This is a genomic window from Pseudomonas marginalis, from assembly GCF_900105325.1.
Lineage (GTDB): Bacteria > Pseudomonadota > Gammaproteobacteria > Pseudomonadales > Pseudomonadaceae > Aquipseudomonas > Aquipseudomonas marginalis.
On sequence record NZ_FNSU01000002.1, the window covers coordinates 326,421 to 351,522 of the forward strand.

A 25,102-nucleotide genomic window follows, 5' to 3' on the forward strand; every position below is an offset into this window, starting at 1 on the left:
GAAAATATTGCGTCAGTGATCGACGTAATCAACTCCATCGCCTCGCAAACCAATTTGCTTGCTTTGAACGCAGCTATCGAGGCTGCTAGAGCTGGCGAGCACGGGCGTGGATTTGCGGTGGTAGCGGACGAAGTACGTTCATTGGCCAACCGGACACAGCAGTCGACCGAAGAAATTCGAGAGATGATCAGTACGTTGCAATCGGGTACCGAAACAGCATCTCAAACCATGCGCGATAGTTGTGAGTTGGCGAGCCAAACGGTCACACAAACACGCAGTGCGCAGGAGGCGTTGGCAAGGATCAGTGAGCAGGTTGCCGCTATCAGTCATATGAACGCCCAGATCGCGAGTGCCTCCGTGCAGCAGAGTAGCGTGACCGATGAGGTCGCTGAAAACATCAACCGCATTCATGGCTCGACGGTTGAGTCGGCCAATGGCGCGCGCCAAGTGGCAGCAGCCAGCATCGAGCTATCAGATTTAGCGGATCGTCTTACCGCTAAAGTGGCGTTCTTCTCTGCGGCTTAGTGGATTCGACAGTTTTTCACAGCCGGACTGACGTTTATGCGCGACCGCTGGGCTACTCAGCAGGATGCTTCGACAAGAAGTAATAAATATCCTATCAAACCCCGTAACGCTTGTTTCCACCTGAGGTAATGCAGTACCTACCCCTTGATCCTTGTTGCACAGCGCTGCCCATTCAGCACTGATACAGCAGAACCAAAGCAACTGACTGAATACCTGAAAGCAGCTGCATTAAGCGGGCTTTCAAGGTGAGTATTATGCTCGGGCCGCTCTGCTGCGGGTCATATGGATGAGTGCTGATCTACGACTATCCAGGGAGATTCGCTCTTCGACAGCAAAGGGCAAGAAGCCTAGTTTTGGATAAAGCAGCAAGCCTGCTGTATTTTCATTGAAGCACGAGATCTGCACCTCTGTGGCGTCGTAGCGGTCGAACGCCAGAGCTGTCATCGTCTCCACGATGAAGGTCGCCACACCTTTACCTCGTGCCTCTTGGGCAACGATGACATTGCCGATACAGCAAACCCCACCCGTTTCAGCCCGATAGAAGTTAGCAAAGCCGACAACGCTGTTCCGGGTCTCGACAACCGTGGAGTCGAATCGTTGAGTAATAGCGTTAGACAGTTGAGCTTCAGTCAGAGGGTATTGAGCTTTCGGGAACATATAAAACAGTTCCCGAGCGTTCAGGGGAAAGCTACAGATAGTTTTGATGTCGTCAGCCTTCACTGGCCTGTGTTGCAATATCATCGCGCGTCCTTGAGGTCTGTGTTTCCGGCATTTTAGCTCAACTAGATTTGCTCAAGCACCTTGCCTGATTACCGGGGGCATGCATCGATGCATACATAAAAACGTATGGGACAACCTGGTGGCAGGCCTGCAAAAGGAGGTTCCCTACGACTCAACCGTCGTTGTTTTCTTCGCTTCGTCCAGCATCCATTGAGCAAACGCTTGTATTGGCTCTCTGCTCAATGCGATGGGCTCGGGGAGGATGAGGCAGAAGGTTTTGGAAATGGTTTTCCCCTCTGGCCACGGAGCGACCAGACGTCCTAACGCCAGTTCAGTTTCAACGTAAAGACGCGGGACCAGCGCAACACCGAGGCCGGCCAATGCCGCCTCGATCAACATGCCGTGAAGATCGTAGCGCGCACCAATCGCTGGATTGGTAAGTGGGATCCCCGTTTCCAGGGAATAGCGCTGCCAGGCATCCGGGTTCTGCCGTCGGTGCAGGCGTGGAAGCATGTCCAGTGTTGCTGCTCCTGTGCTCTCTTGGAGCAATGCAGGATGACAAACAGGAACCAGCACTTCATGCAAAAGGTGGTGAGTCCGCATACTCGTCCACGCTGGGTGCTCGAAATGGATGGCAGCATCGAATCCGCTCCCGGCCAGGACGAAGGGGTCCATGCGCTCGGCCAAATGCACAGTGATGTTCGGATGCTTTTGCTGGAATCGTGTCAAGCGAGGAATGAGCCATCGCATCGCGAACGTCGGGATAGTGGCGATGTCCAGGCTCGCACCATCGTTCGGCTGCCCCATTAAGTACTGACTGTCCCGATCCAGGCGGTCCAGCGATTCGCGAACTTGGGCCGCGTAGCGTTCCCCGTTGGGCAGGAGCCGGACACGATTGCCGACTCGTTCGAATAGCGCGACACCGAGGAAGGCTTCCAGCCGGCCAATCTGGCGACTGATGGCGCCTTCAGTCAAAGACAGTTCTTCTGCCGCGCGCGCGAAGCTGCCGTGACGAGCGGCCGCCTCGAATGCTGTCAATGCCGTGCTGCTCGGGATCTTCTTTCGCATAAGCGTTCTCGGTCTAAGGGTGGTGATCCAGATAAGCTTGAGCTTTTATCACTGAAGCATACCGAAAAATCGCTTTATTCGTTGATGTCAAGGCCATACCGTGATGGAACATCAACAAGGAGGGCCGGACACACGATGTTCGGCCGCGACGTTATCCATGATCTATACCGTCGAGTGCAGCTTTACCGACCCCGCCAGCGAAGCCGAGTGGAATGATTTCTATAGCCTGGAAAAACTACCCGCGCTTATTTCCGTGAGCGGGTTCCATACCTCGCAGCGCTTCAAGGCGTTGAGCACGGGTTGCCCTGTCTACCTTGCCATGCATTCGATCGACGGCCTGGCCGTGCTTGAGGGCGATGAGTATCGCCAGAAGGGCGGCGGCAATTTTGCACGCTGGCAGCAGCACATCACCGATTGGCACCGCAATCTGTATGGCGCCCTTGAACGTGCGCCTGCCGTCGGTGAAGGCGAGCATCTGATCGTAAGCGCAGTCGGTCCCGAGCCGCTCATCGAGAGGGGGCTGGCGCCTGATCGGATGCGCGCCGTCGCATTGGAGAAGTGCCCTGAAATCAGATGGCTGGCGAAGCTGGATAGCTCCATCCGTCTCGATGTGGATACCCTTCCGAACCACGTACACCTCTATGCTCCGATGACCGCGCAGTTGACGAGTGGCAGTGGCGCACTGCCCCACACGCCGGGGCAAAACCGACATGCCTAACCTGACAATCTTCATCCAGGCGGAAAAGATGCCGCCCGAGGCGAATCTGGCGGAACTCACTGAAGAATGTACTCGGCTTTGCACGGACGTCCTCCAGGCTACGTTGGACAACGTGCATGTCATCTATGTCTCTGTTCGCCAAGGGCGCGGGCATCCTGCTTACGCGGAAATCAGGTACCGCCTCGAACCGCTCAGAACGCCATCGGTCATGGATGTCTTCATGGCGCGACTGGATGAGGCCGTAGAGCGCCATGCGGGGCTAACGGCGCGCATCCGTTGCATCGGCTATCCAGCTGCTGCCATTTACGCGCGGAACTGATGACGCGCAAGGAGTGCTGCAATGAGCGACATGAAATTTCCGGGCCAGCAGATCGGCGAGTTTTCGATTACGGCCATCAGTGACGGATACCTTTGCGCAAGTCTGGATCTCCTCTCCAATATCGATCCTGCGCAGGCGTCCAAGTTGCAGCAGGACGCAGGCGTGAGCGACCCATCCTCGATCCACATCAACTGTTACCTGGTGCGTGGAAGGGGCCGCACGATTCTCATCGATGCGGGGGCTGGTGGTTTCAAGCAGTGGGGCGGAAAGCTGAAGGCCAATCTCGCACTGGCTGGCGTGCAACCCTCTGACATTGACGCGATTCTCCTGACTCACGCACATCCCGACCATGTTGGGGGGCTGGTTGATTCTTCCGGGGCAGCTGTCTTTCCCGATGCAGAGTTGGTCGTGCACCAGCGTGAGGTTTCTTTCTGGGAGGACGATGGCAATCTCAGCCGAGCGAGTGAGCGTGCTCGTGGCAACTTTCTGTTTGCTCGGAAGGTGTTCGATCAGTATCGGGAGAAAATGCGCACATTTACTGATAACGAAGTCCTCCCTGGCATCAGTGCGACGCCCCTTCTGGGGCATACGGCGGGGCATTCCGGTTATCGCCTCGAATCCGATCAGAGGAGTCTGTTGATCTGGGGGGATATCGTTCATTTCCCTCAAGTCCAGATTGCGCGTCCCGACGTATCCATTGCATTTGACCAAGACCCGCTGCTTTCCGCCGCCACACGTTCAAAGTTGTTGGATGTCGTCAGCTCGGACAAGATTCTTATCGCGGGTATGCACCTTGGCGAGCTTGGATTTGCACATGTCGAGCGGATAGGCAAGACCTACAAAATTTCCTACGAAACTTAGCGGCTGTTCGAGATGCCTGCGATGCATCGGCTGCGGCGAATGAGGTCATTGATCCCACGGCGCCTCCTGCCAGCGGTCGAACAGAAAATCGCTGAACGCCGTCAGCCGGCGTGGATTGTAATCGTCACTCCTCATTTGCGGCGCATACGCGGTGCCACACCGGTCAGATGCTCACGTACACACGCCCAGGCTATGTGAAGGCTGTTGCGCAGTGACACGGCATCAAGGGTCATGATGCGTAATGAAACCCCGCAATCGTTGGGCAATGCGCTGACACCCAGATAGCTGTCGGGGTGAGTGGGCAGGGCATTGCGCAATGCGGTTTTCAGCGCTTCGACAGGCAAGCCCTGACCCACGAGCATGAATGTCGCCAGGGTCTGGAAGGCACCACTGACGCCCGGTAATTGCCGCAGCAGGTCTTGCCCGTTCAGCGCCAGGCGATCGCCGGCCAGCAAGCGGCCTGCCGGGCAGCGCACTTCCAGGTCGGCGCGGTAGACATCGAAGAGGCCGGCACTGTCCTGGGGGGTGTGCAGGCAAAACGCGTCGCACAGCATCACCCTGGCGCCCGGGTGCAGATTCACCCTTACCTGGCTGTGCAGTTTTGCCTGGGGAAACAGGATCGTCGCCATAGGCAGGTACTCCAGTAGCGCTCCGTGTTCGGCGGTGAGGCTGACGGTCTGCCGTGCCGATTGCTCGAGCATACTGTGGGCTACCGTCGCCGCGCCAGTGCTGACATGCACTTGAGTGTCCGGCCCGGCATGCAGGTGCATCCGCAAATCCTGGCCTGCGAAAATCCCGCCCGAGCAAGACTGCACATACACGGCGGCCATGCCTTTCGGGTCGTCGGGCAGCTTCAGGGTGCGGCCCAGATGAAAGGGATAGCCCACGCGCTGTTCGCTGATATAACTGGCGCCGGACGGCGCTTTGCTGAAGGCAATCCGGGCCTGCACCTGCGAGGATGCCTTGGGCGGTGCAATCAACGGGTGAAACAGTTCCTGCGGCGCGTTCATGGTCGGTCAAACAACACGGCGCGGCTGATGGCGTCGACGACCGCGTCGACCCCGTCACCCGTCGCGCAGTTGGTGAACAGCACGGGCCGGCCGTTGCGGGCTTCGGCTGACTCGCGACGCATGCGTGGCAGATCCACGCCCACATAGGGCGCCAGATCATATTTGTTGACCACCAGCAGATCACAGCTCAACACGCCGGGCCCTCGTTTGCGCGGGATGTCATCGCCGCCGGCGACATCAATGACAAAGATCCAGTAATCCACCAGATCCAACGAGAAGGTCGAGGCCAGGTTATCGCCGCCGGACTCAATCAGGATCAGGTCCAGGTTCTCGAATCGCGCTTCCAGCTCGTCGGCCATTTGCAGGTTCAGCGTCGGGTCTTCGCGGATCGCCGTGTGCGGGCAGGCGCCGGTTTCCACCGCGAGCACCCGTTGTGGGTCGATCAGGCCGCTGCGCTGCACGCGTTCGGCGTCCTCGCGGGTCGCCAGGTCGTTGGTGATGATGGCCAGCTCGGTGCCGCGCGCGATGAAGCGCGGAATCAGTTGCTCCAGCAGGCGAGTCTTGCCCGAGCCGACCGGGCCGCCGATCCCGACGCGCGCGGCGCCGGGGTGGGGTTGCGGCTGCGGTGCGGCGTTGAATGCAGTGCTCATTAGCAGGTTCCTTTTATTGGCTGTGATCAGCGCAGCATGTAGCGCTGGGCCAGGGGCACTTCGCTGACCGGCTCGCAGGTCAGGCGCTCACCGTCGGCGTACACATCGAAGGTCTGGGGGTCGACGCGAATGTCCGGGCAGGCGTCGTTGTGCAACATGTCGGACTTGCGCAGCGTGCGGGTGCCGAAGGCCGGCAACAGGGCTTTTTTCAGGCCCAGTTTCTCAGCGGTATCGGCCTCCACCGCAAGGCGATTGACGAAATTCACCGACAGTGCCTGTTTGGCCTCACCAAAGGCCCCCCATTGCGGGCGCATGATCAGCGGCTCGCAGGTGTACAGCGAGGCTGCCGAGTCGCCCATCACGCCGTGCACGATAAACCCGCCCTTGACCACCAGCTCAGGCTTGACGCCAAAAAAGGCCGGCCGCCACAGCACCAGGTCAGCGAGCTTGCCCGGCTCCAGCGAGCCGATGTAACTGTCGATGCCGAACACCCGCGCAGCGTTGATCGTATACTTGGCGATGTAACGCTTGATGCGTTCGTTGTCGCCCAATCCGGTTTTTTCTTCCGGTAGACGGCCGCGTTGGTCTTTCATCTTCGAGGCCAGCTGCCAGGTGCGGCAGATCACCTCGTTGATGCGCCCCATGCCCTGGCTGTCGGAACCCAGGATCGAAATCGCCCCGGTGTCGTGCAGGATGTCTTCGGCGGCGATGGTCTGCGGACGCACTCTGGATTCGGCGAACGCCACGTCTTCCGGCACGTCCGGATTGAGGTGATGGCAGACCATGATCATGTCCAGGTGCTCGTCGAAGGTGTTGACGGTGTACGGGTTGGTCGGGTTGGTCGAGGAGGGGATGCAATTGGATTTTCCCGCCACGCTGATGATGTCCGGGGCGTGGCCGCCGCCTGCGCCTTCGGTGTGGTACATGTGGATTGTGCGGTCGCCGATGGCGGCCAGGGTGTCTTCGAGAAAACCCGATTCATTCAGGGTGTCGGTGTGCAACTGCACCTGGAAGTCGTATTCATCGGCCACCTTGAGGCAGGTATCGATCACGGCGGGCATCGCGCCCCAGTCCTCGTGGATCTTCAATCCCAGGCAGCCACCGCGCAGTTGGCCGAGCAGCGATTCCGGCTTGCTGGAATTGCCCCTGCCGAGAAAGCCGAAATTGATTGGCCAGGCTTCAGAGGCCTGCAGCATCTTGCCGACGTTCCATTCGCCGCCGCAGTCGATCCCCACGGTAATCGGCCCGAGCGAGCCGCCGATCAGCGTCGTCAGGCCCGCCGCCAGCGCGTGATCGCACAGTTGCGCCGAGTCGAAATGCACGTGCACGTCGATCCCGCCCGGCGTGACGATCAGGCCTTCTGCGTCGCGCACGGTGGTTGCGACGCCGCAGATCAATTGCGGATGGACACCGTCCATGACCTGCGGATTGCCGGCCTTGCCGATGGCCACGATCTTGCCGTTCTTGATGCCGATGTCGCCTTTGACGATGCCGATCACCGGGTCGATGATCAGCGCGTTGCAGATCAGCATGTCCAGCGCGCCGTCTGCGCTGTCATGCCCCGGCATCAGGCCCATGCCGTCGCGCAGGGTCTTGCCGCCGCCGTGCAGGCATTCATCGCCGGGCACCGCGTAGTCGAATTCCACCTCGGCCAGCAGCGACGTATCCCCCAGGCGCACCGCGTCGCCGGTGGTGGGGCCGTACATCGCGGCGTATTCCTTGCGCGTCATTGTTGCCATGGGTCACGCCCCCTTGAACTGTTGTGCGCGGGCTCGATCAAGCGCGATGGCTTTGCAGGCCGGATCGTGCAGGTTGCCATTGGTCAAACCGCTGAAACCGTAGATGTCCCCCGTGCCGCCGAATTGCACCAGCTGCACTTCGCGCAGCTCCCCCGGCTCAAAACGTACGGCGGTGCCCGCGGGAATGTCCAGGTGCATGCCGAAGGCGGCGGTGCGCGGGAAATCCAGCGCCTTGTTGACTTCGAAAAAGTGGTAGTGACTGCCGATTTGCACCGGCCGGTCGCCGGTATTGATGGCCCGTACGGTGGTCGTGGGGCGACCGCTGTTGAGTTGTATATCGCCCTCGGGCGAGATGATTTCCCCAGGCGTCGGCATGACGGCCAACGGCAACTGCCCGGGTCGAATCGGCTGATGCACGGTGACCAGTTTGGTGCCATCGGGGAACGTACCTTCCACCTGCAGTACCGGCAGCAGATCGGCCACGCCGGGCATGACGTCGTCAGTGTTGAGGAGTGTCGAGCCGAAACCGATCAGCTCGGCCACGCTGCGACCCTCACGGGCGCCTTCGAGGATTTCATCGGCAATCAGCGCCGAGGCTTCCGGAAAGTTCAGGCGCAGCCCTTTGGTGCGGCGTTTGCGCGCAAGTTCGGCGGCGGTGTATAGCGTCAGCCGCTCAAGTTCGGTGGGCGTCAGCAGCATGTTCAAGCTCCTGTGTCGGCAGCAGGCGTTTTCGTGCCCGCCACCTCAATTGGCGAAAAGACGGAGGTCCTGGGTTTCGTGCCGCATCACGGCGATCTCGGCCATGGGTGTGAAGCCGCTGGCGTCGTCGAGGGCGAGCGGCGCCTGAGCCAGTAGTTGCAGCAGCAAGGGCTGGATGTCGGTGAGCACCCGCTGCGCATCCACATGCCCCATTACGCCCAGGCGCACAGCGGCACTGACCAATCCGGTGCACAGCCCATGGGCGGCGGCGAGTTGGCAGTGCTCGAGTTGCATGCCGAGTTGTTGCCACAGCAGCCCTTGCAACACCGGCAAATGCCCCGGCGTTGCCCGGGCGAGCACGTGTTGCTGGTAAGCGGCAGCGCCGGGGGTACCGAGCGCGACATGCACGCCCAGCAACGATTGGCCGACGCGACGTGAGCCTTGGCGCAGTTCCTCGGCCAGGGTCAGGGCCTCGATGTGACTGTCCAGGTCCATCAGGGTGGCGAGGTCAGCCGCTGCATGCCAGGCGGCGCATAAAAACACCCGGTCAAAACTGTTCCAGCGATGGCGCAATTGACCTTCGACGAAGGCCCGCACCTGAACGCTGCGATCATTCTGCAGGCCGCGCTGACGGCGCCTGACAGGGACGGGGTCGGTCATCGCGGCGTTCTGCCCCAGGCGCGCATCGGCCACCAGCGTTTCCAGGCCCCATGACCAGGCAACCGCACCACCAGGGAAAAAACTGTCGGCCTGTTGCCGTGCCAACAGGCTGCTGCGCAACTCGGCCGGTGCGGCGTTCATAGGCGCAGCACCCGGCCGTCCGCGAGCAGCGGCGCCAGACGCTCGAGGTAGTCGGCCTCCGGGCCATTCAGCGGGATCCGTAACGCAGTGCCTGCAAAGCGCACGGCCCAGTGCATGTTGCCGGCGAAATACCCCAGCTCCAGCGCGGCGGCAGCGTCCCGCGGTTGCAGGTCGAGAAAGTGCACGTCCTGCATGTGCACGACGATGGCGCGCTGACCGTCGAGCATCAGCACCGAGCCGTTACGCAGCTGCTGATGGCGCTCCAGCCGAATCGCACAGTCGGTGCCGCGATCACTGGCCAGGCGCAGGCGATGACGCTGAATGTCGCTGGCCGACAGGCTGAGGGTTTCGACCAGGCCTGCGTGGCTGAGGTCATGCAAACGGTCGGCGAGGGCAGGGTCGCTGGCCTGGCCCAGAATGCGGTCGAGGATCAACATGGTGTGTGCTCCCAGGTCCGGTTTCAGATGGTCAGGTAGCGCAGGATGCGCTCGCGGTCGACGGTTTCGCGGACCTCGCTGTGCACGAACTCGCCTTTCTCGATGATCAGGTAACGGTCGGCCACCGCCATCGCAAACGACAGCACCTGTTCGGAGACGATCAGCGAAAATCCCCGTTCTTTTTTCAGCAGGTTCAGGGCCCGGGCGATGTCCTTGATGATCGACGGCTGAATGCCCTCGGTCGGCTCATCCAGGATCAACACTTTGGGGTTGGAGACCAGCGCGCGGGCAATCGCCAGCTGTTGTTGCTGGCCGCCGGAGAGGTTGCCGCCCTTGCGTCGACGCATCTCGAACAGCACCGGGAAGTACTCGTAGATGTAGTCGGGAATCGGTGCGGCAGGGGCGCCCTGCATGCCCGTCAGGATATTTTCCTCCACCGTCAGGTACGGAAAAATCATCCGCCCCTGCGGCACGAAGCCCACCCCGGCGGCGACCCGCTCATAGCTCTTGCTGGCGGTGAGTTCCCGGCCCGCCAGCGTGATGCTGCCGCTGCGCGCCGGCAGCATGCCCACCAGGCTTCTGAGCAGGGTGGTCTTGCCCATGCCGTTGCGACCCATGATCGCCAGGGACTCGGCCGGTGCGAGGGTCAGGTCGAGATTGCGCAGCACATGGCTGTCGCCGTAATACACGTTCAGGTTATTGACGGTCAGCATGCTCAGTGCCCCAGGTAGACGTCGATGACGCGAGGATCGTTTTGCACCTGATCCATCGAGCCGTAGGCCAGGGTTTTGCCCTGGTGCAGGACGGTGACTTTGTCAGCCACTGACTTCACGAACTCCATGTCGTGCTCGATGATCACCATGGCGCGGCCCTTGGCGATGCGCTTGAGCAGGCCTGCGGTCTTTTCCCGCTCGCCTGCACTCATGCCGGCCACCGGCTCGTCCAGCAGTAACAGTTCCGGGCGCTGCATCAGCAGCATGCCGATCTCCAGCCACTGCTTTTGCCCGTGGGACAACAGCCCGGCTTTGCGCCCCAGCTGGTCCTGCAGGAAAATCATCTCGGCGGTCTGCTCGATCTCTGCTTGCAGGGCCGGGTCCTTGCGGGCGAACAGGCAGTTGAAAATGCCGCGTTTGCCGGGCGATGAGATGTCGAGGTTCTCGCGCACGGTGAGGTCTTCATACACCGAAGGGTTCTGGAACTTGCGCCCAACGCCCGCGCGGGTGATCTGGTATTCGATCATGTTGGCCAGTTGCAGGTCCTTGAAACGAATGCTGCCGGCACTCGGGCGGGTTTTGCCGCAGATCATGTCAAGCAGGGTGGTCTTGCCCGCGCCGTTAGGCCCGATCACCACGTGCACCTGGTTTTCTTCGACATAGAAATTAAGGCTGTCCACTGCCTTGAAACCGTCGAACGACACCGTGAGGTCTTCGACACTCAGCAACAGGCCACTCATGACTGCACCTCCTGTTTGTTGTGGCCAAGGCGTTGCAGCAAACCGGCCAGCCCGGTCGGCAAGAACAGCACCACGCCCATGAACAGGAAACCGATGAAGTACTGCCAGAAGTTGACGAAGTTTTCCGACAGGTAGGTTTTGGCCACGCCGATCAACAGCGTGCCGTACACCGCACCGACCAGCGACAGACGCCCGCCAAGGGCTGCGTAAATCACGATTTCGGTCGAAGGAATGATGCCCACCAGCGACGGCGACGCGAGGCCGACCTGCAGGGTGAACATCACCCCGCCGAGCGCCGAGATCAGTGCTGCGACGGCAAAGATGAACGCTTTGAACAGCGCCGTGTTGTAGCCGGAAAACCGTACGCGGTCCTCACGGTCACGGATCGCCACCACCACTTTGCCCAGCCGGCTGCGCAGGATGAACCCGCACAACGCCACGCAGCCCAGCAGTAACAGGGTGGTGATCAGGTACAGAATCCAGGGCGTTTGAGGCGTTTGCAGGCTCAGGCCAAAGGCGGTCTTGAAGTCGGTCAGGCCGTTGACGCCGCCGGTGTAGCCTTGCTGGCCGATGATCATGATCGACATGATCGCCGCCAACGACAGGGTGATGATCGAGAAGTACACGCCGCCCACGCGCTTCTTGAAATACGCGTAGCTGAACACAAACGCGAGCAATGCCGGGAGGACGAGGATCGCCGCAAAGGTGAATGTCGCCGACTCGAAAGGCTTCCACCACCAGGGCAGCGCGTCGACGCTGTTCCAGATCATGAAGTCCGGCAACGCCGAGCCGTAGAAGGCGGCGAGCGCGCTCGCCGCTTCGTCGTTGGCGGTGGCTTCAAGTTTCAGGTACATCGCCATCATGTAGCTGCCAAGGCCAAAGAAGATGCCCTGGCCCAGGCTGAGTATCCCGCCGTAGCCCCAGATCATCACCATGCCCACGGCGCAGAACGCCAGGCTCAGGTATTTGCCGGCCAGGCCCAGGCGAAAGTCGCCCAGGCTCAGGGGCAATATCACCAGCAACAGCAGCGACAGCCAGACCAGGCTGTGGCGCTCGAGCAACGGCAGCAACCCGGTGCGCAGCCGGCGCGTGGTCGGCGTCGAGGTGCTGGGGCGGGTGAGGGGCGTCTCAGTCATATCGTTCATCTCAGCGTCTCACTTTCGCGGCGAACAAGCCGTTGGGGCGGAAGAACAGCAGCACGATCACCACCAGCAGCGTGATGGCTTTGGCCATGGACCCGGTGGTGAGGTATTCCAGCGAAATCTGCGTCTGGCCGATGGCGAAGGCCGACAGGAAGGTACCCAGCAAACTCTCCACCCCGCCAAACACCACGACGATGAAGGTGTCGACCAGGTACTGCTGGCCGCTGACCGGGCCGGTCGAGGCCAGCATGGTGAACGAGCTGCCGGCGATCCCTGCCAGCCCGCAGCCCAGGGCAAACGTGACCGCATCGACACGGGCGGTGTTAATGCCGGCTGCCCCCGCCATGGCGCGGTTCTGGGTCACCGCGCGAATGCGCAGCCCCCAGCGGCTGCGGTACAAAAACAGAAACACGGCGCCGGCGATCACCAGTGTCAGGCCGATGATGAAAATCCGATTGAGCGGCAGTTCCAGGCCTTCGCTGATCTTCCACGCGCCTTGCAGCCATTGCACCGTGGGCACGCTGACTTCCTTGGGCCCGAAGAGCTGGCGGAACACCTGCTGCAGCACCAGCGACAGGCCCCAGGTCGCCAGAAGCGTGTCGAGCGGGCGGTTGTACATGAAGCGAATAAAGCAGCGTTCGAGCAGGAAACCGAACGCGAAGGTCACGACGAAGGCCACGCCGATGCCGATCACGAAATACCAGCCCATGTAGTCGGGAAAGTAGCGCGCAAACACCACGGACGTGACGTAGGTCATGTACGACCCCATCGCCATCAACTCGCCGTGGGCCATGTTGATTACGCCCATCAGGCCGAACACGATGGTCAGCCCCAGGGCCATCAGCACCAACACCGAGAACAGCGAAAACCCGCTGAAGACCTGCATCACCAAAATATCGAAAGTCATTGCGTCGCTACCTGTCGCTGCACGTTGGCGGACCGCGTGGGCGGGAGAGGGCGCGAGTCAGATCGCGCCCGACCCTGCATCACAGTTTCGGGAAAGGGTTAGGCTCGATGGGCGCGGACTCGTAGATCACGTCAACCTGGCCCTGGGCGTTGAGGGTGCCGATGCGCGCACGCTTCCACAGGTGGTGGTTGTCCTTGTGGACCTTGACCTCGCCTTCAGGCGCGTCGAGGGTCAGCTCCGAGGACGCGGCGATCACGGCCGGGACGTCGAAACTGCCGGCTTTTTCCACGGCTTTCTTCCACAGGTACACGGCGGTGTACGCGGCCGCCATCGGGTCGCCGACTACGCGTTTGTCGCCATCGCGGGCCTTGAAGGCGGCGACGAATTTCTCGTTGACCGGGTTTTTCAGGCTCTGGAAGTAGCTCATGCAGGTGAGAAAGCCGGTGAGGTTTTCGGCGCCGATGCCGGTGACTTCTTCTTCGGTGACGGCCAGCGCCATCAGCGTCTGGTTGCTGCTGTCGATGCCGGCGGCCTTGAGCTGTTTGTAGAACGCCACGTTTGAGCCACCGACGATGGTGGACAGTACGATGTCGGGCTTGGCGGCCTTGATTTTGTTGATCACCGAGGAGAACTCGATGTTGCCCAGGGGCAGGTAATCCTCACCGACGATGGATCCGCCCTGCTTGGTCACCGACGCCCGTGCCAGCTTGTTGGTGGTGCGCGGCCAGATGTAGTCCGAGCCCACGAGGTAGACGGTCTTGCCTTTGTTGGCCATCAACCAGCTGACGGCTGCCAGGGTTTGCTGCGACGCTTCGGCGCCGGTGTAGATGATGGCCGGGGATTTTTCCAGGCCTTCATAGAACGTCGGGTAATACAGCAACGCTTTGTTGCGTTCGAACACTGGCAACACCGCTTTACGCGACGCCGAGGTGAAGGCGCCGAACGTAGCGACAACGTGATCGTTTTCCAACAGCTTGCGCGCCTTCTCGGCGAAGGTCGGCCAATCGCTGGCACCGTCCTCGACGATCGGTTCGATGGTCTTGCCGAGCACGCCACCGCTGGCGTTGATTTCGTCGATGGCGAGTTTTTCCGCGTCCACCACCGAGGCCTCACTGATGGCCATGGTGCCGGTCAGCGAGTGGATGATGCCGACCTTCACGGTCTCGGCTGCCTGCACCTGGCTGACCAGGGAAAACGGCAACAGGCTGAAGGCGCCCAGCAACAGGGCATGCTTGATCAAACGGCGTTTGTCGTTGTGCATTCACTTCTCTCCAGGAATAAAAAAAGGTTCATCACGGAATCCCGGGAAACACAGAAACAAGAACGCCGATTTGATTGATGATGTTCGTGCGAGCAAACACATCTAAAAAACCGGCGTTCTTATGCGTGATATTAATACTTTCCTTCCTTTTTGGGAGGGCTTTTCTGTCGTCACGATCAAGCCCGATGGTGACGCTCTAAAGATCGATCTGATTCCCCACGCCACCCGATTCCCTTCCTGCGGCGGCTGCCAAAAACCTTGTTCAACCACTCATGAGTATTGTGAGCGAACCGTTCGTGATCTGCCCATTCTCGGTCGCGCGGTGCGCCTCAGCATTTTGCTCAGGCGTGTTGGCTGCCGCGACTGTGGAAAACGCATGGAGGCCGTCAGTTGGCTGGATCGCTATGCCCGCATGACGCGCCGCTTGGCCGAGGCGGTCATTCAGGCCTGCGAGCGCCTTCCCACCCTGCACGTGGCCCAGATGTTTGGACTGCATTGGGACACTGTTCGGTTGCTGGAGCGTCGAGCCTTGCAGGCGGTGTTGAGTGAGTTGCCGAAGGCGCAACCACGACGCCTGATCATGGACGAGTTCGCGTTATTCAAAGGTCATCGTTACGCCAGCGTTGTGCTGGATGCCGATACACGACGAGTGCTGTGGATCGGTGAAGGCCGTAGCCGAGCGGCAGTCAGGCCGTTCTTCGAGGAACTGGGGCCGGAGGGCTGCGCTCGAATCGAAGCGGTGGCGATGGACATGAATACTGCTTTTGATCTGGAGGTTCGCCAGCATTGCCCGAAAGCGCGAGTGGTCTACGACCTTTTCCATGTGGTGGCCAAATATGGCCGAGAGGTGATTGATCGGGTCCGCGTCGACGAAGCTAATCGGCTGCGTCATAACAAGCCGGCTCGCAAGGTCATCAAGCAGGCACGATGGCTGTTGCTGCGTAACCCACAGAACCTGAAAACGCCGGAACAACAGGTCCATTTGCAGGATTTATTGGAGGCCAACCAATCGCTGATGACAGTTTATTTGATGAAGGCTGAACTCAAAACGCTCTGGACACCGAGCACTGCCTGGACCTGGAGATCGGCCTGGAAGCAATGGCTGCGCCATGCATATGAAAGCGAAATACCGGCTCTGATCCAGTTTGCCAAACGGCTAAAGGGTTATTGGCGGGGCATCGTCAGTCGGGTTCGCTGGCCGATGCACACCGGTCAGTTGGAAGGAATAAACAATCGAATAAAGGTCATCAAACGGATGGCGTACGGTTACCGGGATAGCGAATTCTTCTTCATGAAGATCAAGAGCGTCTTTCCCGGTAATCCGTGATGAACCTAAAAAAAGCCCGACATCCCGGCTAAATCAATAGTCGGGAAATCAGGCTTCTTGTGCCGAATCTGGCGGGACAGCTGTGTCCGATCCAGTCGTACGCGAGGTGCTTCCCTACTTGCCAAGGGGGCGTAGGGCAAACAGCTGGCGCGATGTCTCTGGAGAGTTATAGCAAGGGCAGTGCCAATTGCGACCAGGGCGTTTTCCGGGCAGTCGAAGGGGCGTGCGAGTGACGCCTGCATCTATTGTCGCGTGTCACTGGCCTGCGCTGCTTTGGCGCGAATGCACCCTGAATGCACCAATACCGTGAGCGTGTGGGCGGCATGGATGGGCTCCACGGCAAGGATTGAAACCGGCCGGCGCCGCGGGTGCAGCTCGCCCATTGCGTGTGGCCCACTATCTGCATGAGCGACAGGCAACACCCTCGCAGGGTCCCTTGTCACACGCCCATTCTCGGCAGGTGTGGAAGGCCCCTCGCATGACTGGCCCTGACAGTGTTGTCGCGCCAGCCCCAGGCACAACCCGCCTGAGAGCAGCCATTTTGTTATACGGCGTCTCGCTCAATCATTATTTGCACAGGCCTCCAGACCCCCAATCCACGAGCGGGTGTCTTTTCTCACGTTGAACAAGGTTGATAGGCATGGTTGACCAGTCGATCCGCATAGGCGGTCTGTTTTCCGATACCGGTGTCACGGCGGCTGCCGAGGGCTCGACGATGCGCGGCGCGCAGTTTGCAATTGCGCAGATCAATGCGGCAGGCGGGGTCGGTGGTCGCCCGCTGCAGTTGATCACCCGCAACCCCGATTCAACGCCTGCGCTGTACGCCATGCATATCGAATCGCTGATCCGCGAAGAACACCTGCGGTTTTTCTTTGGTTGCTACACCTCGGCTGCACGCAAGGCGGCACTGCCGATTGTCGAGCGCTACGACGCCCTGTTGCTGTACCCGGTGTATTACGAAGGTTTCGAGTATTCGCGCAACATTATCTACACCGGCGCCACACCGAATCACAATGCCTTGCCCCTGGGCAATTACATGCTCGACAACTTCGGCAATCGCGTGTTGATGATCGGTTCCGAGTACGTCTACCCGTACGAAACCAATCGCTTGATGAGCGACCTGTTGTACGAGCGTGGCGGTACCAAGCTGGGCGAGTATTACCTGCCGCTGAAAAACGCACGTCCGGAAGATTTTGCCAAACTGATGGTCAAGGCCAGGGAGCTCAAGCCCTCGTTTATTTTCTCGACGGTCGTCGGCGAAACCATGGGGCATTTGTACCAGGCTTACGCCGACGCAGGCTTTGACCCCTCGGTGATGCCGATTGCCAGCCTGACGACCAGCGAAACCGACATCCAGCAAATGGGGGTTCACCTGGGCACTGGGCATATCTCGGCGGCTACGTATTTTCAGTCGGTGGACACGCCGACCAACCGCCAATGCATCGCCCAATACCGCGAGTTGTTTGGTCAACACCAGGTCACTGACCGTTGCTGGGAGGCGGCGTACTTTCAGGTGCACTTGCTGGCCAAGGCGATCATTCGAGCTGGCAGCACGCAAGTGGAGGATGTGCTGCAGGCCATGCGCGGGCTGGAATTCGAAGCGCCACAAGGACGCATTCGGGTCGATGCCAACAATCACCACACGTACCTGTTTTCGCGGATTGGCCGGGCCAACGTCGAGGGCCAATTCGACATCCTTTACGAAAGCCAGAGTGCACTCAAGCCTGACCCTTATGCCATTGCACCCAATTTCAATGAATGGTCCGGCTCGGTGGGGAGACGTCCATGACCTTGCGCGCCGCCAAGAAACGCCTGCGCAACGACAGCGCGACAGGCATCAAGGACCTGCGCGACGTCAGCGTATTGGTGATCCACCCGGATGACGAGGATGGACGCAACCTGATCGAGCAGTTGCAGCGCATCGGTTGTCAGGTGCGTGTGCAATGGCCGATTCCGGAGCGCTTGAGCGCCGAGGCGGACGTGATCGTATTGGCGGTGTCGCCGGAAAGCCTGTCGACCAACACGCCATGGCTGCTGCACGCCAGCACGCCGCCGATCATTCCGGTGATTGCCTATGAGAACCCGATCATCGTCGAGGCATTGGTGCAACTGAACGCTTGCGCTGTCATCCCTTCGCCCGTGAAGTCGTTCGGTTTGCTGACCGCTTTGGCGATCACCCTGAGTCAGTCACGCAAGGCCCGCGAACGGGAACGGCACGTCAAGCGCCTGGAAGGGCGCATGGCGGTCATGCGCACCGTGCAGCAGGCGAAAATAATCCTTATCGAAACCAAGGGCATGTCGGAGACCGATGCCTACAACGCCTTGCGAGATCAAGCCATGGCCAAACGCGAACCGGTGGAAAAAATCGCCGAAGCGCTGGTCAAGGCCCATGAGTTGTTCCGACAAGCCTGTTCCTGAACAGCCTTTGAGCATCAAGCTTGTGAGGGCTTGATCCTCTTCTGCGTGGACGTTTGCCATACGCCTCCCTTGGCAGGTATGGATCACCGCGTGGCGACCGGCGTGGACAATGGAGTCCTCCGGAGCGAGCCGTAACCTGTGCAGTGGGCACGGGTGGCGCGCGTCAATGATCGCCCGAGATCGGGTGGTTCTTAACGTCATTTGGAGAACACCATGTCCGTAAAACGCCCCAGCAAAACCGACTTTCTGATTGCCGCCGAAGACCACGGTTATCACCTGACAGATAGCCAGATGGAGGCCTTCCTCAACCTGGCCGATGAAACGTTGAATTCCTACGAAGCCATCGATGCGCTCTACGCTGCCAACGTCGCGCAGCAACCGCCTGAACGCGAATACAACAAAGCCGCCGAGGCAGACAACCTGCACGGCGCCTGGTACGTGAAAACCCGAATCGTCGGCGCGGCGCAAGGCCCGTTGGCCGGCAAGACGGTGGTCATCAAGGACAATGTGTCGGTGGCTGGCGTGCCCATGGCTAACGGCTCATTGAGCCTGGACGGTTATATCCCGTCCGAAGACGCCACTGTGGTCAAACGCTTGCTGGCGGCCGGGGCCACGGTGGTGGGCAAGTCGGTGTGTGAAGACTTGTGTTTTTCCGGGGCAAGTTTTACCTCCGCCAGCGGCCCGGTTAAAAACCCCTGGGACCTGACGCGCAACGCAGGCGGTTCGTCCAGCGGCAGTGCGGTGCTGGTGGCGCTTGGCCAAGTCGACATGGCCATCGGCGGCGATCAGGGCGGTTCGATCCGGATGCCGTCGGCCTGGAGCGGCATCGTCGGGCACAAGCCGACTTACGGCCTGGTGCCTTACACCGGCGCTTTTCCGATTGAGCGGACCATCGACCATGTGGGCCCGATGGCCAATAACGTACGCGATGTGGCAGCGATGCTCGATGTCATTGCGGGGGCCGATGGGCTTGATTCCCGGCAGAAAAATCCGCCAGCGGTCAACTGCCTCGCGACGCTGGAGCAGGGCGTGGCCGGCTTGAAAATCGGCTTGCTGCGAGAAGGTTTTGCGATCCCGGGAATGTCCGAGCCGCAGGTGGATGCCCTGGTCAAGGCGGCGGTTGCCCAGCTTGAAAGCCTGGGCGCCAGCGTCGGCGAAGCAAGCGCGCCGTGGCACACGGGCGTGGCGTTGGATCTGTGGAACGTGATTGCCACTGACGGCGCGGCGTATCAGATGTTGCAGGGCAATGGTTACGGCATGAACGTCGACGGTTATTACGACCCGGACATCATGAGTTACTTCGGCGAAAAACGCCGCGAACACGCCGATGCGTTGTCCAGTAGCGTGCGAGCGGTTGCGTTGACCGGTCACTACAGCCTGAAAAACCTGCATGGCGCCTACTACGCCAAGGCGCGGATGCTGGTACCGGAGCTGACGCGCCAGTACGACGAGGCATTCAAGGATTTTGACGTGTTGGTGATGCCCACCATGCCCTTCGTAGCCACGCCGTTGACCGCCGCGGACGCACCCGTGGAGGAGTACGTGCACAGTGCACTGGACATGCTTGCCAATACCGCGCCGTTTGACCTCACGGGGCACCCCGCGACATCGATCCCGGCGGGGCTTGCGGACGGCTTGCCGGTCGCCATGATGATCGTTGCTCCGCGCTTCCAGGACGCCCTCGCACTGCGCGTTGCCCAGGCCTACGAACACGCCCGCGGCGTATTCCCTAAACCCCCGGCGCTGTAAACCGATGGCCTGCCCAGGCGCTGGCGAATACGTTCGCTGGCGACTGGGCCTGGAATGGCCAGCGCGCAACGCCTGCTGGCAGAAGGCTGGCGTGTGCAGGGGCTGAGTCGCCGCGCTGCCGGTATCGACCATCCGCGCTTTCACTGGATTGAATGCGATCTGAGTGACTTGCAGGCCTTGGATCAAGCCTTGCAGCCCATCGAAACGGTGGATGCCATCGTCCACGCGGCAGGTTTCATGCGTACCGCCCCGTTGGGGCAGTTGCAGCCGCAGGATGGCCAAGCCATGTGGCAGGTTCACGTGGCGGCGGCGAGCCATTTGGTCAACACCCTGCACCCCGGCGCCCGAATCGTGATGATCGGCAGCCGCACGATGCAAGGCGTCGTGAAAAGACCTGCGCGGGGTCTTTAGCCGGCTGCAAGTATTCTGTTAATCCCTGGAACCACATCACCTCGACAAAATCACCGCTGATTTTCAGATCGCCTGTATGCAACCCCGTCAGGAATTCATCCTTGCTGTCTTTAGCCGACAGAATGGCGAAGCCTCTTTCTGTGTTTCTAAACGACAGCGTGAATGCCGGCTTTTGCGTTAAACCTGCGGCGGATTTTATCTTTCCGTTCGCAACGGTGAAGTAGCGACCCACGCCATCCTCTGTTCGAATCTGAAAGACCAACGACTTGCCTTTAACAAATTTTGCGCAGCCGGGGTTTTTCTTGATGGCCCGCTGAAACAGCTTGGTCAGCGCCCACAACAAAAATTTAAACTTCAGCATGATGTGCTGGCTCCGTAAGTTGTCATTCGCTGAGGAACGCGATGGCGTGTTTCAGAAAGCGCTCAGGGCATTGGAATTGGGCGCCGTGGCCCGCATCCGGGTACAGGAATAACTGGGCGTTCGGGATGTTCTGGGCCATGTACCAGGAGTTGACTGTTGGAATCATGACGTCATTCATGCCGTTCAGGATGAACGTTGGCTGTTTGATAGCGCGCAGATGATTGAAGGGATCATTTGGGTCCAGCTTGGGCATAAAGTGCATGTGGGCTTCGATCTGTGCCTGCATCACCTGCACAGAGCTGGGTGGATCCTGGTCGACACGCTGATGACGGCGCTCCCAGAACGCGAGCCCTGCCTGCCGCGCCGCCTCGGAGCGACCGAAAAACAGAAACAGAAAATCGTCCACTGTGGGAATGGGCCGTGGTGCGGCCTCCAGCACGCCAGGGTCTGAGTCCGGATTACCGCCACGAGGCCCGGTACCCAGCAGCATCAGTTTGCGCACGAGGTCGGGATGGCGTCGTGTCAGGTCCTGGGCGATAAAACCGCCAAGCGAGAAACCCAGCACATCGACTGTTGATAGACCGAGTGCGCGGATCACTGCGGCAGCGTCGTCGGCCATCAGCTCAATTCGGTTACGCGGCTCTCCGGAAGAAGAGGCAATGCCGCGACCGTTGTAGAGGATGACCTCGCGCCCTGCCGCCAGCCCATCCGTCATGATGGGGTCCCAATGATCCATGCCGCCACGGAAATGCTGGAGGAGGAACAGCGCAGGCTGATCTGTCTTGTCATTGCCCCAGCGGCGATAGGCAAATGTCTCGCCATCGACGTCGATATACAGGGTAGGGGCGGTTAGATGGCTATAGCTCATTTTGAAGTCCTCCAAGGGGTTGTCATCTGATGCAGCAAACCATGGCTGTTTGGGTACAGATTGCACCCGCGTGGGTTGTCCGCACCGGGCTCGATGTCTGGTTGCACTGCGACGGGTGTTGACGGAGCAATGCGACTTCGCAGTGTTACTGCTGCAACATCAAGCTACGCCAGACGATTACAGGCTGAGCCGCGTCTTCAGGTACTTTGCTGGTCGGTGACTGCGCAGGTATCGCTTCGTCACGTTGTGGCGCTTGATCCTGATGTGGGCCTGTGTGTCCTGTATCGGGTGGTGCGGCTGCGGTTGATTCAACGCACTCATTGATGTCGCACTTATCGTTATTCAACTTCATCTTTCCAGCCTTTTGCGCGCTCCTGCCTTACCCCTTGTGCCCCCAGTCGTGATCGTTCTGTAATCGACGCTGGCTCGTTTGGTGCCAGAACACAGGTAACGACACCAAGCGCGCCATTTATACGGAGTTACCTGGACCTTCCCGGATACAAGCTTCGGTCACGCAGTGAGAGGGATGCACAAATAAAACCTGGCCCGGTCAGGCACCGCCTAGTTGGTGGCAGCGCTTGATTCGGCCAGTGTCGGGTAGTCGATGTAGCCCGTCGCACCGCCGCCGTAGAGGGTGGTGGGGTCGAAGGCGGACAGCGGCGCACCGGCCTTGAGCCGCTCCACCAGATCCGGGTTGCCGATAAACGGGCGGCCAAAGGCGATGAGGTCAGCCTTGTCCTGCGCAAGCCGCGAGTTGGCCAGGTTTTGGTCGTAGCCATTGTTGGCGATGTAGGTGTTCTGGAAGCGCTGGCGCAACGCGTCGAAATCAAACGGCGCCACGTCGCGTGGCCCACCGGTCGCGCCTTCGACGACGTGCAGGTAAACGATGTCGAGCGCATTGAGTTGGTCGACGATGTAATCGAACTGAGCCTGCGGCTCACTGCTCGACACACCATTGGCGGGCGAGACCGGCGACAGGCGAATGCCCGTGCGGTCCGCGCCAATCTCGGCGACCACTGCAGCGGTCACTTCCAGCAACAGGCGCGCACGATTTTCGATCGAACCGCCGTAGGCATCGGTACGCTGGTTGGCGCCGTCCTTGATGAATTGATCGAGTAAATAGCCGTTTGCACCGTGGAGTTCCACGCCGTCGAAGCCGGCCGCAATGGCGTTTGCTGCCGCTTGGCGGAAATCGTTGACGATGCCTGGCAGTTCGTCGAGTTCGAGTGCGCGTGGCTCGGACACGTCGGCAAAGCCGTTATTGACGAAGGTCTTGGTCTGGGCACGGATGGCCGACGGCGCTACTGGGGCGGCACCGCCCGGTTGCAGGTCCACATGGGAAACCCGGCCAACGTGCCACAGCTGCACAAAAATCTTGCCGCCCTTGGCATGCACCGCTTCGGTAACCCGGCGCCAGCCGTCGATCTGCGCCTGGGTGTAAAGACCGGGTGTGTCTTGGTAACCCTGCGCCTGCGCCGAAATCTGGGTGGCCTCGGTGATCAGCAGTCCGGCCGAAGCGCGCTGGCTGTAGTAAGTGGGGGCGAACTCGCTGGGCACCAGTCCAGTGCCGGCGCGATTGCGCGTCAGGGGCGCGAGCACGATGCGGTTGGCGAGGGTCAGTGAGCCAAGGGTATAGGCAGTAAACAGATTTTGATCGGTCATGTGAGGTGTCTTCTGTGGCTGTGGCGGAAGAGGGATTTGGTTTGCCTTTATGATGGTGATCATAATCAAAGCTGTCAATTATTTTGATTGCAATCAACATCTATGTACTATGGGCGTAGGTTTTTTGTGCAAGTTCGAGGTATCGCAGGTGAAAGTGACCAAAGCGCAGGCGCAGGCAAATCGCGAGCACATCGTCGAGACGGCCTCCGTGTTGTTTCGTGAGCGGGGGTTTGACGGCGTAGGTTTGGTGGATCTCATGGGGGCCGCCGGGTTCACCCACGGAGGTTTCTACAAACATTTCGGCTCAAAGGCCGATCTGATGGCCGAGGCTGCAGCCAGCAGTCTTTCCCGGTCGCTCGCCGGCACCGAGGCGCTTGATATTCAGACGTTCATCGATATCTACGTGTCGAGGGATCACCGTGACCGGCGTGGCGAGGGCTGCACCATGGCGGCCCTGTGTGGAGACGCCGCGCGTCAGTCGGATGAGCTGAAGCGTGCATTCGCCGAAGGCATAGACCGCATGCTGCAAGCGCTGGTGCAAAAGTCTCCGACCGTCGAAGACGCTGCGCCGGGCGAGACGAGAGCGAAGATGATCGACGTACTGGCTCATGCCGTTGGCGCGATGGTGTTGTCGCGAGCGTGTCCGGATGATTCGCCGCTCGCCGATGAAATACTCGAGGTTTGCCACGCCCGGATATCGGCTTCCTTGCCGGTATCGCCAGGCAGCGAGCAATAGTCCGGGAGACCTCAAGCGCGCCTGCCGATGCGCTTCATGGGGGTGCGAGAGAGCAAGCGGTCGATCCTCGGTTGATCATCGATTTTCGCCAGCAGAGGCAGCGCTTCGGGCAAGAACTCGTGGTGGCACTGGAAAACCCCGCCGCCCCGTCACGCGTTCACGTCAACGATGGTGCGCCCCTGAATTTTCCCTGCGAGCACGCGGCTGGCGATGTCAGGAACATCGCCGAGGCCAACCACCTTTGAGGTTCGGGCAAGCTTGTCCAGATCCAAGTCACTGGCAAGGCGCGACCAAGCCTGCAGCCGTATCTGCTGAGGCGCATTGACCGAATCAATGCCAGCAAGGGTGATGTTGCGCAGGATGAAGGGGAGCACAGAGGCGGGCAGATCCGCGCCTTGTGCAAGTCCGAAGGCCGCGACCACGCCACGATACCGGGTATGCGCCAGCACGTTAGCCAACGTATGGCTGCCGACCGAGTCAATGGCGCCCGCCCAGCGCTCTTCGGAAATCGGTGCGCCCGGTGCGGACAGGGTGTGGCGGTCGATGATTTCGTTCGCGCCGAGCGCGCGCAGGTAATCGGCTTCTTCAAGCCGCCCGGTCGACGCGATCACGCGATAGCCCAGTTTGGACAGCAGGGCAATCGCCACCGATCCAGAGCCGCCATTGGCGCCGGTCACCAGGATGTCGCCGCGCGCAGGCGTCAGACCGCCATGTTCCAGTGCCAGCACGGACAGCATTGCGGTGTACCCCGCTGTGCCGATGGCCATGGCATCCCGGGCCGAAAACGCTGCGGGAACCTTGACCAGCCAATCACCGCTCACCCGTGCCCTTTGGGCGAAGCCGCCGTGGTGAGTCTGGCTGAGTCCCCAGCCGTTGGCCAGCACACGGTCGCCGGCCACAATGCCGGGATAGGTCGACGACTCTACGACCCCGGCAAAGTCGATCCCCGGAATCAGCGGAAACTTGCGGATGATCGGTGACCGGCCAGTGAGCGCCATCGCGTCCTTGTAGTTCACCGTTGAGTATTCGACCGCGACGGTGACGTCGCCCGGCATCAAATCCTCGTCCTCAAAGTCAACCAAGCGGGTTGAAAGGGTGTCACCGGTCTTGCTGGCGAGCAGTGCCTTGAATGTCATCGTCTTCTCCTGGTCAGGTGACCACGTGCGTTGTGCTAAATCAGTTGACCCAGCTGGAAAACCTTGGGTTCGCCTGCGACCCACCTGAGGGTAGTTGAAGGTGACGATGCCCTTGTCCTTGCGC

Annotated in this window: 26 protein-coding genes and 1 pseudogene; 10 read left to right on the plus strand and 17 right to left on the minus strand. The window is 60.2% G+C overall.

Annotated elements, in window-relative coordinates; genetic code table 11:
- Nucleotides 1–3 precede the first annotated feature (3 nt).
- Nucleotides 4–525 (plus strand): annotated as a pseudogene (locus BLW22_RS35915) (methyl-accepting chemotaxis protein); the annotation flags it as partial.
- A 252-nt stretch (nt 526–777) separates the two neighbouring features.
- Here the strand turns inward: BLW22_RS35915 and BLW22_RS09090 are convergent.
- Nucleotides 778–1,266, minus strand: a complete 489-nt coding sequence (locus tag BLW22_RS09090; RefSeq protein WP_074845701.1) for a GNAT family N-acetyltransferase — start codon at nt 1,264–1,266, stop codon at nt 778–780.
- A gap of 144 nt (nt 1,267–1,410) precedes the next feature.
- The gene (locus tag BLW22_RS09095; RefSeq protein WP_074845705.1) at nt 1,411–2,313 is read right to left on the minus strand and encodes a LysR substrate-binding domain-containing protein; all 903 of its coding nucleotides are present in this window, start codon (nt 2,311–2,313) and stop codon (nt 1,411–1,413) included.
- A gap of 157 nt (nt 2,314–2,470) precedes the next feature.
- Here BLW22_RS09095 and BLW22_RS09100 point away from each other — a divergent pair, with 157 nt between their 5' ends.
- From BLW22_RS09100 to BLW22_RS09110, 3 genes are read left to right on the plus strand one after another with little or no spacing between them, the layout of a single operon-like run.
- Nucleotides 2,471–3,031 (plus strand): sugar ABC transporter, encoded by a 561-nt coding sequence (locus tag BLW22_RS09100; protein WP_074845708.1) that lies wholly within the window; start codon nt 2,471–2,473, stop codon nt 3,029–3,031.
- Nucleotides 3,024–3,350, plus strand: a complete 327-nt coding sequence (locus BLW22_RS09105) for a hypothetical protein (protein WP_065926074.1) — start codon at nt 3,024–3,026, stop codon at nt 3,348–3,350. Before BLW22_RS09100 ends, BLW22_RS09105 begins: the two co-directional genes overlap by 8 nt.
- Before the next feature lie 21 nt (nt 3,351–3,371).
- Complete coding sequence (locus tag BLW22_RS09110) at nt 3,372–4,211, plus strand: MBL fold metallo-hydrolase (protein WP_065926075.1); 840 nt, start codon at nt 3,372–3,374, stop codon at nt 4,209–4,211.
- Nucleotides 4,212–4,342: 131 nt separating this feature from the next.
- Here the strand turns inward: BLW22_RS09110 and BLW22_RS09115 are convergent, their stop codons facing one another.
- The 11 genes from BLW22_RS09115 to urtA all read right to left on the minus strand — a co-directional run bounded on the left by BLW22_RS09115 (nt 4,343) and on the right by urtA (nt 14,310).
- The gene (locus BLW22_RS09115) at nt 4,343–5,221 is read right to left on the minus strand and encodes an urease accessory protein UreD (RefSeq protein ID WP_083221215.1); all 879 of its coding nucleotides are present in this window, start codon (nt 5,219–5,221) and stop codon (nt 4,343–4,345) included.
- Nucleotides 5,218–5,871 (minus strand): urease accessory protein UreG, encoded by a 654-nt coding sequence (gene ureG, locus BLW22_RS09120; RefSeq protein WP_027603381.1) that lies wholly within the window; start codon nt 5,869–5,871, stop codon nt 5,218–5,220. Before ureG ends, BLW22_RS09115 begins: the two co-directional genes overlap by 4 nt.
- A gap of 26 nt (nt 5,872–5,897) precedes the next feature.
- Nucleotides 5,898–7,610 (minus strand): urease subunit alpha, encoded by a 1,713-nt coding sequence (gene ureC, locus BLW22_RS09125; protein WP_074845710.1) that lies wholly within the window; start codon nt 7,608–7,610, stop codon nt 5,898–5,900.
- Between the two features lie 3 nt (nt 7,611–7,613).
- Entirely contained in the window at nt 7,614–8,309 is a 696-nt protein-coding gene (locus BLW22_RS09130; RefSeq protein ID WP_065926078.1) for an urease subunit beta, read from the minus strand.
- A gap of 45 nt (nt 8,310–8,354) precedes the next feature.
- A complete protein-coding gene (locus tag BLW22_RS09135) occupies nt 8,355–9,110 on the minus strand; it encodes an urease accessory protein UreF (RefSeq protein ID WP_074845713.1) in 756 nt (251 codons plus the stop codon).
- Entirely contained in the window at nt 9,107–9,547 is a 441-nt protein-coding gene (gene ureE / locus BLW22_RS09140) for an urease accessory protein UreE (protein WP_065947803.1), read from the minus strand. Before ureE ends, BLW22_RS09135 begins: the two co-directional genes overlap by 4 nt.
- Before the next feature lie 23 nt (nt 9,548–9,570).
- Entirely contained in the window at nt 9,571–10,260 is a 690-nt protein-coding gene (gene urtE, locus BLW22_RS09145) for an urea ABC transporter ATP-binding subunit UrtE (RefSeq protein WP_027603386.1), read from the minus strand.
- Nucleotides 10,261–10,262: 2 nt separating this feature from the next.
- A complete protein-coding gene (urtD, locus tag BLW22_RS09150) occupies nt 10,263–11,000 on the minus strand; it encodes an urea ABC transporter ATP-binding protein UrtD (protein WP_027603387.1) in 738 nt (245 codons plus the stop codon).
- Nucleotides 10,997–12,145, minus strand: a complete 1,149-nt coding sequence (urtC, locus tag BLW22_RS09155) for an urea ABC transporter permease subunit UrtC (RefSeq protein WP_027603388.1) — start codon at nt 12,143–12,145, stop codon at nt 10,997–10,999. The genes urtD and urtC overlap by 4 nt, the downstream gene beginning before the upstream one ends.
- A gap of 1 nt (nt 12,146) precedes the next feature.
- The gene (gene urtB / locus BLW22_RS09160; RefSeq protein WP_065926080.1) at nt 12,147–13,049 is read right to left on the minus strand and encodes an urea ABC transporter permease subunit UrtB; all 903 of its coding nucleotides are present in this window, start codon (nt 13,047–13,049) and stop codon (nt 12,147–12,149) included.
- Nucleotides 13,050–13,128: 79 nt separating this feature from the next.
- Complete coding sequence (urtA, locus tag BLW22_RS09165) at nt 13,129–14,310, minus strand: urea ABC transporter substrate-binding protein (RefSeq protein WP_074845715.1); 1,182 nt, start codon at nt 14,308–14,310, stop codon at nt 13,129–13,131.
- Nucleotides 14,311–14,431: 121 nt separating this feature from the next.
- On the opposite strand from urtA, the gene BLW22_RS09175 reads away from it, so the two are divergent.
- From BLW22_RS09175 to BLW22_RS09195, 5 genes are all read left to right on the plus strand, one after another.
- The gene (locus tag BLW22_RS09175; protein ID WP_065924368.1) at nt 14,432–15,637 is read left to right on the plus strand and encodes an ISL3 family transposase; all 1,206 of its coding nucleotides are present in this window, start codon (nt 14,432–14,434) and stop codon (nt 15,635–15,637) included.
- Between the two features lie 640 nt (nt 15,638–16,277).
- Nucleotides 16,278–17,426 (plus strand): transporter substrate-binding domain-containing protein, encoded by a 1,149-nt coding sequence (locus BLW22_RS09180; protein WP_065926082.1) that lies wholly within the window; start codon nt 16,278–16,280, stop codon nt 17,424–17,426.
- Nucleotides 17,423–18,055, plus strand: a complete 633-nt coding sequence (locus BLW22_RS09185; RefSeq protein ID WP_065926083.1) for an ANTAR domain-containing response regulator — start codon at nt 17,423–17,425, stop codon at nt 18,053–18,055. Before BLW22_RS09180 ends, BLW22_RS09185 begins: the two co-directional genes overlap by 4 nt.
- A gap of 213 nt (nt 18,056–18,268) precedes the next feature.
- A complete protein-coding gene (locus tag BLW22_RS09190; protein ID WP_074845719.1) occupies nt 18,269–19,804 on the plus strand; it encodes an amidase in 1,536 nt (511 codons plus the stop codon).
- Nucleotides 19,805–19,858: 54 nt separating this feature from the next.
- Complete coding sequence (locus tag BLW22_RS09195) at nt 19,859–20,215, plus strand: SDR family NAD(P)-dependent oxidoreductase (RefSeq protein WP_074845721.1); 357 nt, start codon at nt 19,859–19,861, stop codon at nt 20,213–20,215.
- On the opposite strand, the gene BLW22_RS09200 is transcribed toward BLW22_RS09195, so the two are convergent.
- The 3 genes from BLW22_RS09200 to BLW22_RS09210 all read right to left on the minus strand — a co-directional run bounded on the left by BLW22_RS09200 (nt 20,127) and on the right by BLW22_RS09210 (nt 23,106).
- Nucleotides 20,127–20,576 (minus strand): SCP2 sterol-binding domain-containing protein, encoded by a 450-nt coding sequence (locus BLW22_RS09200; RefSeq protein WP_235865575.1) that lies wholly within the window; start codon nt 20,574–20,576, stop codon nt 20,127–20,129. The genes BLW22_RS09195 and BLW22_RS09200 overlap by 89 nt on opposite strands.
- A 22-nt stretch (nt 20,577–20,598) precedes the next feature.
- Complete coding sequence (locus tag BLW22_RS09205; RefSeq protein WP_074845723.1) at nt 20,599–21,444, minus strand: alpha/beta fold hydrolase; 846 nt, start codon at nt 21,442–21,444, stop codon at nt 20,599–20,601.
- Between the two features lie 561 nt (nt 21,445–22,005).
- Nucleotides 22,006–23,106, minus strand: coding sequence for an alkene reductase (locus BLW22_RS09210; protein WP_065947800.1), 1,101 nt, complete (start codon nt 23,104–23,106; stop codon nt 22,006–22,008).
- Between the two features lie 148 nt (nt 23,107–23,254).
- Here BLW22_RS09210 and BLW22_RS09215 point away from each other — a divergent pair, with 148 nt between their 5' ends.
- On the plus strand, nt 23,255–23,842 hold the full coding sequence (locus tag BLW22_RS09215; protein WP_065926140.1) for a TetR/AcrR family transcriptional regulator: 588 nt from the start codon (nt 23,255–23,257) through the stop codon (nt 23,840–23,842).
- A gap of 149 nt (nt 23,843–23,991) precedes the next feature.
- Here the strand turns inward: BLW22_RS09215 and acuI are convergent, their stop codons facing one another.
- Nucleotides 23,992–24,978: an acrylyl-CoA reductase (NADPH) gene (acuI, locus tag BLW22_RS09220; protein WP_074845726.1), complete on the minus strand. Its 987-nt coding sequence runs from the start codon at nt 24,976–24,978 to the stop codon at nt 23,992–23,994.
- Nucleotides 24,979–25,102 lie beyond the last annotated feature (124 nt).